Raw genomic sequence first — 12,610 nt, forward strand, 5'->3', positions numbered from 1 at the left:
CGCCCTGCCCTCCTCCCGTGGGGCGCACCATCCAAGAATTAGTCAGAGGAGTGGCGTGTGACGTTTGACGACCGTACGCGGAGCGCCAGCGGCATTTTCGAGGACGCGAAGGCCTTTCGGCTCGGTTCCGACGTGGCTGTATTGATCTCCGACGTTCGCGCCAGGTTGCCGGCCGCAGCCAAACACACGCTGGTCATGCCGGAGCAACCCGTCCCGCTCGTCAGCACGATGCTTCCTCTTGCGGAGGGTGGACAGCGCGTGCTTTGGGCCATGCGCCCGGGTGACGAAGCGCGCCGCGGACAGATTTACATCGAAAGCGACTTCGTTCAGACGATCGTGCTCCGGCCCGTCGGTGAACTTCCGCCCCTCGACGTGGAGGACCTGTTTTCCGCACTCACGCCGGAGGGCTGCGTCAAGTTCCTGAACAATCTGCTCACTGTTTGGCGAAGCGCGTTCCGTCTGTCCAGGGACCCGTTCTTCATCGGCCTCATCGAGGATGCGCTTCAGGCGCTGACATCGCGGCCGGCCCCCGCCAAGATTGCATGCCCGATCAACCAGGGGCGATACCTGCTCGAAACCGCGATAAGCCCCGACTTCGGCGAGATCAGTGCAATCTATGCCCTTGGGGCCAACGCCATCCTGCCACTGGCGTCGCCGGCGCTGATCGGCGCCCAACGCGAGCATAATCTTCGTCCTTGCCATTTCATCGTCGAGTCTCCCCGATACCCCCAGTCTTTCGTGCTTGTCGGCAAAAGGGGCGTTGCCGTGCGCGAGCTCTCCTCCGGCAACCCCCATTGCGCCAACCTCCAGGCCTGGTGGGCAGAACGAGGCGATACGCCGGAGCTGCGCGAATACGTCGTCCGCTGGCTCTCGACGACACCCGAGGGTGGACTTGCCACAGCCGTCGACCTCCAGCTGCGGTCACCGCTCCCTGAAAGGCGGATCGGCAGGTCTGCAATGCATCCTTCAGCGGAGGTGGACCTCGCATTGACGCTTTCCGGCGGTCTGCTTGCCGGGGGGTGGACCCATGATCCGACAGCCACTCTTGCCGGCATCGACTACCTCAAGGAGGACGGCACGACGATACCGCTCGACGGCAACTGGTACGAGTTTGCCGCCTGGGCACGCGGAGCGGACGAAAAATCGCGAGCCGACGTGACCGGCTTTGTCGCCTGGCTGCCGTCGAACGATCCGCCGAGCGCCCTGCTCCAGCCGCGGTTCCAGATGCGGCTGGCATCCGGTGCTGTGAAACCGCTCGTGCCGAAGCCGCAACCCTTCGACGCTTCGGCACAGCGCAACCGCATCCTGCGCGCCGTCCCGCCGCAGCACGCGATCGACCAGGCTTTCCGGACGATCCTTGCCCCCGCCCTGCAGGACGTGGAACAGAGGTTGGGAAGAGCTTCCAAGGTCGACTACACCAAGGATTACGACCTGCCCGAAAAGGCGCCGTTGGTCTCGATCGTCGTGCCGCTTTACCGTGTTCTCGACTTCCTGCGGTTCCAGCTCTCCGGCATGGCGACCGATCGCTGGCTCGCAAGCAATGCGGAGATCATCTACGTTCTGGATTCGCCGGAGATTCAGGACGAGACGGAGCATCTGCTTGGCGGACTGCATCTCCTCCACGGGTTGCCGATGAAGCTTGTTGTGATGAACCGCAACAGCGGCTACGCGCGGGCGTGCAATGCCGGCGCGCGCTTTGCCCGCGGCGCGGTCGTCGTCATGCTGAACTCGGACGTCGTTCCGTCTGCACCCGGCTGGCTGCAGAAGCTCATCCGGCCGCTCATGGAACAGAGGAGCCTCGGCGCGATCGGCCCGAAGCTGATCTTCGAGGACGGGTCGCTCCAGCACGCGGGCCTCTACTTCGCTCGCGACCAGCGCGGCATATGGCTCAACCATCATTTCCACAAGGGCATGCCCGGCGACTACGGGGGGGCTCAACTTGCCCGCAGCGTGCCCGGCATCACCGGTGCGTGCCTGGTGACGCGCCGGGAAATCTACGAGCTCGTGGATGGATACACGGAGGATTATGTGATCGGCGATTATGAGGACAGCGATTTGTGCCTGAAAATCCGCCGGTGCGGCTATGACATCGCCTACGAGCCGTCGGCGTGTCTCTATCATTTCGAGCGCCGCTCGATCCGCCGCAGCGAAGACTATATGCGCGGGGTCGCCAGCCAGTACAATTCCTGGCTGCACACCGAACGCTGGAACGACGACATCACCGAATTGATGAAAACCGATCTCGGCGGCCGCGACCAGATGCCGGCTCTCTTCGGGATCGGCGCTGCAACGAGGACCGCCGCATGAGCGAGACTGCGCTGCGCCAGGAAAACACAGCTGCCACGGAACTGCCCGCCCGCGACGAACGCGTGGAGGCCCTGCTCGGGAGCATTCTTCGAAACCGCTTCCTTCCCGAACCTGATCCCGACAGCGTCTTCGTCGGCGACGGTTCCTTCAGGGCGGTGGGCGTCGAATTCCTCGGCCACTTCATCCGGCTGGGGGGACTGCGTCCGGAAAGCCGCGTTCTCGATATCGGCTGCGGCATCGGCCGCATGGCTGTCCCGCTCACCCAGTATCTGGATTTCGAGAAGGGGCGCTACAGCGGGATAGATCCGGTCGACGGCGGCATCGGCTGGTGTCGCCGCTTCATCACCTCTGTCTATCCGAATTTCGCCTTCCAGCGTGTCGATATTGCCCATGAGCTTTATAATCCGAGCGGAAAAATCAGCGGCAATGCGCTGAAACTGCCCTATGCCGACGGTCACTTCGATTTTGTGATCATGACGTCGATCGTGACGCATCTGCCGCCGGACGAAGTCCTCGTCTATCTGCGAGAGGTCGGAAGGCTTCTGAAACCCGGCGGCCGCCTCTTCATGACCGCATTCGTGGTCGATCACGTCGCAGCGGCCAACGAAAACGGCCGGCGCGACGCGCGCCTTTCCTTCGCCCGCGACGGCGACGGTCCATGCTGGTACGTCCCCGACATGCCACGCCTTGCCGCCGTGGGTTTCGACGACGGCTTTCTTGACGGCGCCCTTGACCGGGCCGGTCTCGCAATCACCCTGAAGGCGCTCGGCGCCTGGCGCGGTAAGGAGGCGGAGCACTACCAGGACATCTTCGTCGCCGAACGCCGAGGAGGCGGCGCGTGAGCATGCGCGTGCTCGTAGCGGCTCACAACCATCCGGCCCTCCACCCGGGAGGCACGGAGATTTTCGCCCACGACCTGTTCGGCGCTTACAAGCGCGCAGGCTGCGAAGCGCTCTTTCTCGGAGCCACGAACCAGATCCACCGCCAGGCGCGGCCAGGCACGAGCTTTCAAGGCATCGGGCCTGCAGGGGACGAGTTGCTGTTGTGGTCCGGACATTTCGACCGTTTCTTCATGAGTCAGATCGACCTCTACGGCGTCGTTCCGGATATTGCGGAGCTGCTGCGCGACTTCAGGCCGGACGTCGTCCATATCCACCATCTGCTCCTGCTCGGCGCGGAGTTTCCGCATATCGTTCGTCGAACGCTGCCGCAGTGCCGGATCGTCATGACGCTGCACGACTATTATCCCATCTGTCACCATGACGGGCTGATGGTGAAAACGAGCGGCAAGGAACTTTGCCATGGGGCGAGCCCCGACGGATGTCATGCCTGCTTCAAGGACATCGCGCTCGACCGTTTCACCTTGCGCGAACGCCATCTGAAGGCCCTCTTGAGCGACGTGGACCGGTTCGTATCGCCCAGCCGGTTCCTCAAGCAGCGCTTCGTCGATTGGGGGCTTGCGGAGGACAGGATCAGCGTCATTCCCAACGGGCTGCCGGCTCGCGGCGCGCCGGCAGCGGCCCGCCGGACCGGTTCGGATCGTCCGGTCTTCGGCTATTTCGGCAATCTCAACCCCTGGAAAGGCGTGGCGGTACTGCTCCAGGCGGCACGGCAGCTCATTTCCGAGGGGCTGGAGTTCGAGTTGCGCGTTCACGGCGGCGCACCCTTCCAGAGCGAGAGTTTCGTCGACGAGATCACGCGCCTGTTCCAGGAAACGGCACCGACCGTGCAGCAGCGCGGGCCCTACCGGCGTGAGGACGTCGCCGACCTCGTCGCAGCGGTGGATTGCACGATCGTACCCTCGATCTGGTGGGAAAATGCGCCGCTGGTCATCCAGGAGGCGCAGGCCCTCGGACGGCCGGTCATAGCCGGCAATATCGGCGGCATGGCCGAGATGATCGAGGACGGGGCAAACGGCCTTACCGTTGCGCCCAACGATCCCCGGGCGCTCGCCTCTGCCATGCGCCGCCTCGCGCAAGACGGCGCCTTGGCGCGCCGGCTTTCCGCGCATGCGCGGGAACCGGAGAACATCGACACCACGGCACGACGCTATCTCGAATTGATCGAAGCGATCGAATCGTCACGTATCGAAGCGGCATAAAGGGGAAATCGATGGCTGCTGTTGCCGAGAAATCAAATGCCGCACCGGATCAGGACAATACGAAGCCGATGACCGGCCGGGTCGACGCGATCGACCAGGGGCGCATCTTCGGCTGGGCGTTCGATCCGGCAGCACCCGACAAACGCCTCACCATCCGCGTCTATCTGGACGGCAACGTCATTGCCCAGGCGGTCGCCGACCGCAATCGCCCCGATCTCAAGCGCAACGGCATCGGCGACGGCGGCTATGCCTTCGAAATCGCGCTTCCCGAGGCGGCAGCCTCGCGCACCACCGATCTCAAGGTGATGGCCCTGGACGCACGCGGCACCGAACAGCAGCTGCGCGTTCCGCGGCCCGACGAACAGGCGGCCGAAGCCCTCATCGCCGCGCCGCTCGCCAAGGTTCTCGACAAGCTCGACGTCCTCATGGCGGCTCAGCGGCAATTGCAGGTCTCGCAGCGATCTCTCCAGCGCACGCATAATGACGAGGGCGGCGAAGGCGGGGCCTTGGGGCCTGCCGCCGCCGCCGAGATCGGGCAGCGCCTGAACGATCTCGATGTTCATTTAATGCGGCTCGATGGCGTGGTTGCAGCGATGGAGAAGAACCTCGGAGCCTTGCAGAAGCGGTCGAATGGAGAGTTGAAACCGCTGCTGCTCCTGCTGTTCGTTCTCGCGGGCTTTGCCGCCGGCGCTGCCCTCTCGGTTTTCGCCGGGGCATGAGGAGTACCATGGCCGGAGCAGAACAGGCGCTTCCTCAAACGTCTCAAACAGCCGCGAGGATCATGCGCGGTGGGAGGGTTGTCGCCTGCCCGATCGACGATACGCTGCTGCTCGTCATAGGCGCGGGCGCGCCCGTCGCCGGCCAGGTGCCGGCGCAGATCAACGACGACCCCGCCACCGCGACGAGTGCCTCCATCATCGGTTGGCGCCTGGCTTCGCAGTCGCCAACCGCCACGCACGGGTTCGCGGCGCTCCTGCCCATCAATAAGGCCGGCCGTCCGCTTACCACGCTCCGCCTGGGTCAGGAGGGCAGCCCCAGGCGCTATATCTTCGGCCCCCGCACGCTTGCTGTTCGCGAAAGCGTGATGGTCCTCGCGGAGCTTGCCGGCGCCCAACTGGCAGAGGTGCTGGACCCGCTCGTGGATGCGATGATGCAGATGTCCACCGGTCGGCGTAGGCTTGCGGCAATAGTTGCCCTGATACAGGCCCGAAAGGGTAGCGACGGCTTCCTCGAATTCGTCGGCGAGACCCACGAGGGAGCGATCTTCCTCAGAGGCTGGGCCCGCGCCGCCGATCCCGGCAACGCTCGCGTGATCGTGTGCGGCGAAAATCCGGTCGTTGCCGACTGTGGCATCGCGACCTTCTCCCGGCAGGACATTCCGCAAGGCGGCGCAGGCTTCATCGGTCTGCTGGCGGCAAGCGAACCGCTTCGCGCACGAGACGTCGAGGGGCTCGCCTATCGCGGGCGCGGGGGCTGGCGCTATGCTTCGGTTCACGAGCACCGGCTGATCGGCGGTCCCACGGAGACGCCCGGGCATATCCGCTCCGTGCTGCTTCAGACGCACAGCACCCCTGCCGTTCTGCTCCGGCTGCGTTCGGCCGCCAACAGCTTCGAGGGACGCGAGACGATCTCCACTCTTCCCGTTCCCGTGCGTCTGGGAGTGGACAATATTTTTCAGGCGAACAGTGGCGCCTTTCTGATCTCCGGCTGGCTCCTCGACCCTGATGAGCATGTCCAGAGCGTCCGGTTGCGCCGTGGACAAAGCGAGATGCGGCTCGACGATCGCTGGACGCGGCTCGAGCGCTCGGATGTGACGGATGCCTTTACCGAAGAGCCGTTGTTCAAAAGCATGCTCGACCAACAAACCCACCCGCATGGTTTCATCGTGTTTGCCGGCGGACTTGGGGCAGATGGTGTGGCCCCGCTACATCTGGAGTTGACGCTCAAGGATTCCCGCCGGGCTTTTCTGCCGCTGACACCCGCGCGGCTTCCGCCGCGTCAGGCGGCGCTCCGCCAGATCAAGTCCATCGATCCCGAAAACTGGGGCCTGACGGAAATCGTCGATCGACAGATCGTGCCCTTCCTGTGCGCGTCGGAGAGCCCCTCGCCCGGCATCAAGGCTATCCTCGATGCCGGTGCGTTCAACGAGGCTCCGGGGCCGCCGATCATCGTCGCTGCCGGCCAAGCAGAAGAAAAGGAGCTTGCCCCTTTTCTCGGCCTTCTGGCGCTCGATCCCGAAACGCGGCATGCGCCGATCGCGCTCGTGCTGCACTCCGAATGCTTTCGCCGTCAGGCCGGCCGCATCAGGCAGCTCGCGCAGTTCTATCGGCTTCCGCTCAGGCTGATGTCGGCGGAAACGGACGATGTCTACGATCTCCTGGAAGCCGGCATTCGCGCGCTTTCGAGCGAGACGGTCGTTCTGCTCGCCGGCTCGCTACTGCCCCGCAGGAGCGGCTGGTACGGCAGGCTGGTTTCCGCCTACGAGGAAAGTGGCGGGATCATTTCGCCCACGCTCGCCTATGAGGACCATTCCGTTCGATGGGCTGGCTCCTGGGCCGACGCGCAGTCCGAAAATTCGCTTTCGGGCCGTTATGCCGGTTATCCGTTGAGCGCGGTGACGGGTCTCAAGCTCACCCGGATCGCGGCGGCCTCTTTCGAATGCTGCATCATGCCGCGCGAGGCTTTCCTCGTCGCCGGAGGCTTTGCCGGCAGCTATCTCGGATCCCGGCAAAAGGGGCAGGATCTCGGCTTGAGGCTCAGCCGCTCGGGGATCGAATCCTGGTGGCTTCCCTCGGTGCAGATGCTGGGCTCGGACGAGCCGTTCTCCACCGGCAGCGCCTCCGCGGCTCCTCTCGTCGAGCGGATCGACGAGAGACTGTTTTCGGCCCGATGGGCTCCGCAGCCGCAGGGCGAAGGCAATCGCATCAAGGAGGCTTCCGCATGAGCGAGCGGCTCCGTGTTCTCGTCGTTTCGCATGGACATCCGGCGATGTCGCTGGGCGGGGCGGAGATAGCGTCCCACAGCCTGCACAAGGGCCTGAACACGCTGCCGGGCGTCGAGTCGATCTATCTCGCCCGCGTCGGCCATCCGGTCCCTCGCCACGGCGCCTCAGCACTGATGAGTCTGCGTCTTGCAGTGGACGAAGTGCTCTTCCATGCGGATGATTACGATCACTTCTTCCTGTCCAACGGGGATACGGAGGCGATCCGCCGCGACCTCCTGCGTTTCGTCGGCGATCTGTCGCCTCATGTCGTTCACTTTCATCACCTGATCGGCCTCGGAATGGAGGCGCTTTACGCTCTCCGGGAAGCGCTGCCGGAGGCGGTAATCATCGTCACCTTCCATGAGTATCTGTCGCTCTGCCACAATCACGGACAAATGGTGAAGCGCCCATCCGCCCAGCTCTGCAACAGCTCGTCGCCGATCAGTTGCCATGGCTGCTTTCCCGACATCCCGGTTTCCCGTTTCCTGAGGCGCGAGGAGTTTCTGCGCGGCATGCTCGGCCTTGCCGATGCCTTCATCTCCCCGAGCATGTTCCTCGCAAACCGCTATGTCGAATGGGGCATCGACGCGGAAAAGCTCTCCGTGATCGACAACGGCATCGTCATGGGCGAGGCCGCACCGGTACGTGATCTGCCGGTCCCGTCCGCCCGACGGAACCGTTTCGCCTATTTCGGGCAGATGACACCCTTCAAGGGCATCGACGTGCTGGTCGACGCGGTCTCGCGCGTGCCGGAAGAAATCTGGGGCGAGGACTCCTGCCTGATGATCTTCGGCGGTAATCTCGAGCGCCAGCCGACCGAGTTCCAGGAGCGCCTGAAGAAGCTCATCGACGACGCCGGGCGCCGGGTGCGTTTTTATGGCGCCTATCACAATGCCGATATGCCGAGGCTGATGCGCTCGGTCGACTGGGTCGTGCTGCCTTCGATCTGGTGGGAAAACTCGCCCGTCGTCATCCAGGAGGCCCTGCACCACCACAGGCCCATCATCTGTTCCGACATCGGCGGCATGGCCGAGAAAGTGCAGGACGGAAGGGACGGGCTCCACTTCCGTACCGGCAGCGCCCAGGATCTCGCCGACCGGCTGTCGGAAGTGCTGGGCAACCCCGAGGCATGGGACCGGCTGCACGCAACGCTGCGGCCTCCGACCGGCCACGTGGAATCGGCCCGGGCGCATGCCGATCTCTATCGTCGGCTGCTGGAGGACAGGCGGAGCTCTCTTGGTGCCGGGCAATATGAAGCGACGGCACAGGCCTTGGTCTAGCCGCTTGCGGCTCCACTCAAATTGACAGCTGCTCGGGAATTCCCATGCTCGTTTACGCCGACGAAAACCTGGAAGTGATCCATCTGCGAGGATCGTCGCCCTATCTTCTCGTCACCTTCAACGAGATGGAGATGCAGGCGAACGGCAGCCGCTTCTGGGGACAGCGGTTCTGCGAGAAAGCCGGCATCGCCGCACTCGGCTTCATCAGCCGGCGGCCGAACTGGTTTCCGGCGGCAAGCGTGGTCGCGGCGGTCGATGCTGCGGCGCCGATCCTTGCTGAAGCGCCGGAACGGATCCTCTACGGCCATTCGCAAGGCGGCTATGCGGCGCTGCGCTATCGCCGGCGTTTTGGCGCAAGCGTCGCCGTTGCTTTTTGCCCGCAGATCTCGATCGATCCGAAGACAGTACCATTCGACAACCGCTTCGTCCGCCACTTCGCTCCGGGACTCCACACGAACATGGCAATCGCCCCCGATCAGGCGGCCGGGCGCGCCTATCTGTTCTACGACCCCTTTCATGCCGTCGATCGCCGGCACGCGGAGCGGATCGCGGCGATACAGAGCCAGACGCATCTCATCCCCGTGCATATGACCGGTCACGGCACCGTTCGGGCCTTCACCGGGACGGCGCGCGCGCTTTCGCTCATCGAGGCTTGCCGCGCGGACGACCGCGCCGGTTTGCGCGCACTCGCCCGCTCGGCGCGGATCGGCGCCCCGATGCGCCCCTATCAGATCGCCATCGCGGCGATTGCTCGCCACCCTGCCTGGGCCGACCGGTGTCTTCGACGCTTCGGAAAAGGCTTTTCACCTGTGGAGCGGGTAAACTTTCTTTACCATCGGGCCAACCGCCACATCCGCGACGGCGCACTCGAGATCGCTCGCGACATGCTCGCCGAGGCCGTGGCGCTCCAGCCAGGCAATCTCGGCTTTGCCCGCCGCCTCGAGGAACTCGAAGGCCGCATCGCCCGCACGCGCGCCTCGACACGGGATGAGGAAACCTCACCACCTCTCTTCTCCCGCGCCGTGACATAGCTGGGCTTGTCTCGCCTGGTTGCGACATTCCTCGCCGCCAACAGACAGCCTTCGCCATATGGATCCATTGCAACCTGAGCGTGGTGCCGGTTAACCGGTACGCACGTTGCAATGGAGGAGAGGAAATCGATGGCGGGAGAACTGGAATTCATGAGCCGGGAGGTCGTTTCGGGCCGCCTGTCGAGGCGCGATTTTCTCGGGCGCGCGGCAGCGCTCGGCGTAACGCTCGCCTCGGCCCAGGTGCTGCTCGGCAATGCCGCGCGGGCGAGCGGCCCGGCCAAGGGCGGCATATTGCGGGCCGGGCTCGTCGGCGGCGAATCCACGAACAGCCTCGATCCGGCGACCTGGGCGAGCCAGGTGCCCTACACATTCGGCCGCTGCTGGGGAGAGCAGTTGCTCGAAGTTTCGCCGGCGGGCGAGATTGAGTATCGGCTGGCTGAATCCTACGAAGCGTCGAAGGACGCGAAGACCTGGGCGTTCACGATCCGCAAGGGCGTGACCTTCCATAACGGCAAGGAACTGACGCCCGCCGATGTCGTCGCAACGTTCGAGCGTCATGCCGACAAGAACTCGAAATCGGCTGCCCTGCCCTTCGTCCAGGAATTCGAGACCATCAAGGCAGATGGCGACAAGGTCGTCATTACGCTGCGCCAGCCGAACGCCGACATGCCGTTCATCGTCAGCGATTTTCATCTGATGATCCAGCCGAACGGCGGCAAGGACGACCCGACTGCCGGCATCGGAACCGGGCCCTACAAAGTCGTCGTCAACGAACCGGGCGTAAAGCATGTCGGCGAGCTGCAGGACGGCTATTGGGGAACGGCCGAGCGGGGCCATGCCGACCAGATCGAAATCACCGTCATCAATGACGCAACGGCGCGCACCGCATCGCTCCAGTCGGGCGGCGTGCACATCATCAATCGCATCGAACCGAAGATCGTCGCGCTCGTCAAACGCATTCCAGGGGTCACGATCCGCAACGTCCCCGGGAAGGGCCACTATGTCCTGATCGCCCATTGCAATAGGGCGCCCTTCGACAACAACGACCTGCGGCTGGCGCTGAAATACGCGGTGGACCGCGAGGAAATGGTGGCAAAGATACTCGCCGGCTACGGCACGGTCGGCAACGATACGCCGATGATCAAGGGCTACCCGCTGTTCGACGACGATATCGAGCAGCGCGTCTTCGATCCGGACAAGGCGAAGTTCCACTTCAAGAAGTCGGGCCATGACGGTTCGATCCTGCTGCGTACCTCCGACGTCGCCTTCCCCGGGGCAGTCGACGCCGCGCAGCTTTTCCAGGCAAGCGCCGCGAAGTGCGGCATCGATGTCGAGCTGAAGCGCGAGCCCGGAGACGGCTACTGGTCCGACGTCTGGAACAAGCAGCCCTTCAGCATGTCCTACTGGACCGGCCGGCCGACGCAGGACCAGGTCTATTCCATCGCCTATCTTTCAAAGGCGGAATGGAACGACACCCGCTTCTTCCGCGAGGATTTCGACAAGCTGATCTTTGCGGCGCGGGGCGAGCTGGACGAGACGAAGCGCAAGGTTCTCTATCGCGAGGCGGCAATGATCCTGCGCGATGAGGGTGGTGTGATCGCGCCGATGTTCAACAACTATATCGATGCCACCAGCGACAAGGTCGGCGGCTGGGTCGACGATCCGAACGGCGAGCTCATGGGCGGACATGCGCTGACCAAGTGCTGGCTCGCCGCCTGAGCGTGATCCTTGAAGCAGCCGGCGGCCGATGGCCGTCGGCCTCGCATCCCGCCGGCTCTAAACCTTTGAAACTGCGCACTTGCGGACGGAAACCGTCAGATAGTTTTCCTGGAAGTGCTCTAGGCGCGGCGGCGATGCAGCGAAAGCCATCCGTCCTCGACGAGGCGAGCCTCGACGTCGGTGTAATGCGACAGCATGATATGCGGCATCTCGGCCGCAGCGGCATGCGCCCCGGTGATGACGGCAACCTCGGCGCCCGCGGATTTGCCGGCGAGAACACCCGCAGGCGCGTCCTCGAAAACGAGGCAATCTTCGGCACGCACCCCGAGTCTCTCTGCCGCGAGCAGATAGCCCTGCGGGTCAGGCTTCCCGACCGAGACATCCTCACCGGTCACCATGTGGCGAGGCACCGGAATACCGGCCGCCTCAAGCCGGCGCGCGGCGAGTTCGAGCGGCGCCGACGTAACGATCGCCCACCTTTCCGGCGGCAATGTCTTCAGGAAGGTGACGGCGCCCGGAATTTCGACAATCCCCTCGACATCGGCAATCTCCGCCTCGGCAAGAATGCGCGCCTCCTGTTCCGGATCGACCGGCAGGCCCAGCGCGCGGATCGTATCGACGGCTCGCACGCCGTGGACGACCTTCATGAGCGCCACGGGGTCTATTCCGTTGCGGAGTGCCCAGGATCCCCAGACCCTTTCAACGACTGCCATCGAGTTGAGCAGCGTGCCGTCCATGTCGAAAAGGAGGGCGGCGAAATTCTTCGTGAAGATTGCGGAAGAGGACGTGTCCAAACCGTGTCCCTTGGATTTCGAGTTCACATGCCTTGCAGGTCGGCACAACTATAGCCTGACGCGGCGTTGCACAATGCTAAAGCAATTGCTTTCCGCACGCATCGCACTGCCCCGGTTGCAGGAACCTGTGACCTACCGAGGGGGAGTAGGATTAATCGTGTCGCGAACGGTCTGGCTCAACCGATACGGCAGACCGATACATTGAGCGCATCAGCGGGTTGCGCGTCTTATAAGACGCGCGGCGCTTTAGGAAACGTGTCGGAGGACTGCAATCTCTCCTCTCCTCATCCCTTATGTGGACGGCTCCCCCTTGCAAGTGTTTTTTGCAGATTTTTTGATCGGATCGCTTGCTTCCATATGTTCGGCCTTTCGGTGTGGCCGCACAGGGCCACTGG

Annotated in this window: 9 protein-coding genes; 8 read left to right on the top strand and 1 reads right to left on the bottom strand. The window is 63.9% G+C overall.

The features are described from left to right. Positions 1–57: 57 nt before the first annotated feature. From ACTJKL_RS22330 to ACTJKL_RS22365, 8 genes are all read left to right on the top strand, one after another. A complete protein-coding gene (locus ACTJKL_RS22330; RefSeq protein ID WP_440853820.1) occupies positions 58–2,307 on the top strand; it encodes a glycosyltransferase family 2 protein in 2,250 nt (749 codons plus the stop codon). Then, positions 2,304–3,149, top strand: coding sequence for a class I SAM-dependent methyltransferase (locus tag ACTJKL_RS22335; RefSeq protein WP_440853821.1), 846 nt, complete (start codon positions 2,304–2,306; stop codon positions 3,147–3,149). Before ACTJKL_RS22330 ends, ACTJKL_RS22335 begins: the two co-directional genes overlap by 4 nt. Next, entirely contained in the window at positions 3,146–4,408 is a 1,263-nt protein-coding gene (locus tag ACTJKL_RS22340) for a glycosyltransferase family 4 protein (RefSeq protein WP_440853822.1), read from the top strand. The genes ACTJKL_RS22335 and ACTJKL_RS22340 overlap by 4 nt, the downstream gene beginning before the upstream one ends. Positions 4,409–4,419: 11 nt before the next feature. Further along, positions 4,420–5,127: a hypothetical protein gene (locus ACTJKL_RS22345; RefSeq protein ID WP_440853823.1), complete on the top strand. Its 708-nt coding sequence runs from the start codon at positions 4,420–4,422 to the stop codon at positions 5,125–5,127. 8 nt (positions 5,128–5,135) lie between these two features. Continuing rightward, the gene (locus ACTJKL_RS22350; protein WP_440853824.1) at positions 5,136–7,352 is read left to right on the top strand and encodes a hypothetical protein; all 2,217 of its coding nucleotides are present in this window, start codon (positions 5,136–5,138) and stop codon (positions 7,350–7,352) included. Next, positions 7,349–8,671: a glycosyltransferase family 4 protein gene (locus ACTJKL_RS22355; protein ID WP_440853825.1), complete on the top strand. Its 1,323-nt coding sequence runs from the start codon at positions 7,349–7,351 to the stop codon at positions 8,669–8,671. Before ACTJKL_RS22350 ends, ACTJKL_RS22355 begins: the two co-directional genes overlap by 4 nt. A gap of 44 nt (positions 8,672–8,715) precedes the next feature. After that, positions 8,716–9,702: a hypothetical protein gene (locus ACTJKL_RS22360; RefSeq protein WP_440853826.1), complete on the top strand. Its 987-nt coding sequence runs from the start codon at positions 8,716–8,718 to the stop codon at positions 9,700–9,702. Between the two features lie 129 nt (positions 9,703–9,831). Further along, positions 9,832–11,421 carry an ABC transporter substrate-binding protein gene (locus ACTJKL_RS22365; protein ID WP_440853827.1) on the top strand — a complete coding sequence of 530 codons (1,590 nt, stop codon included), beginning with the start codon at positions 9,832–9,834 and terminating at the stop codon, positions 11,419–11,421. Between the two features lie 119 nt (positions 11,422–11,540). Here ACTJKL_RS22365 and ACTJKL_RS22370 read toward each other — a convergent pair whose 3' ends face one another. Further along, on the bottom strand, positions 11,541–12,215 hold the full coding sequence (locus tag ACTJKL_RS22370) for an HAD family hydrolase (protein WP_440853828.1): 675 nt from the start codon (positions 12,213–12,215) through the stop codon (positions 11,541–11,543). Positions 12,216–12,610 lie beyond the last annotated feature (395 nt).

The organism is Sinorhizobium sp. 22678, from assembly GCF_052044265.1.
Taxonomy (GTDB): Bacteria; Pseudomonadota; Alphaproteobacteria; order Rhizobiales; family Rhizobiaceae; genus Sinorhizobium; species Sinorhizobium meliloti_A.

What these genes read in the sequence shown, in the direction of transcription:
- ACTJKL_RS22350 (WP_440853824.1), top strand. Translation starts at nt 5,136, where the DNA reads ATGGCCGGAGCAGAACAGGCGCTTCCTCAAACGTCTCAAACAGCCGCG.
- ACTJKL_RS22365 (WP_440853827.1), top strand. Translation starts at nt 9,832, where the DNA reads ATGGCGGGAGAACTGGAATTCATGAGCCGGGAGGTCGTTTCGGGCCGC.
- ACTJKL_RS22335 (WP_440853821.1), top strand. Translation starts at nt 2,304, where the DNA reads ATGAGCGAGACTGCGCTGCGCCAGGAAAACACAGCTGCCACGGAACTG.
- ACTJKL_RS22345 (WP_440853823.1), top strand. Translation starts at nt 4,420, where the DNA reads ATGGCTGCTGTTGCCGAGAAATCAAATGCCGCACCGGATCAGGACAAT.
- ACTJKL_RS22355 (WP_440853825.1), top strand. Translation starts at nt 7,349, where the DNA reads ATGAGCGAGCGGCTCCGTGTTCTCGTCGTTTCGCATGGACATCCGGCG.
- ACTJKL_RS22360 (WP_440853826.1), top strand. Translation starts at nt 8,716, where the DNA reads ATGCTCGTTTACGCCGACGAAAACCTGGAAGTGATCCATCTGCGAGGA.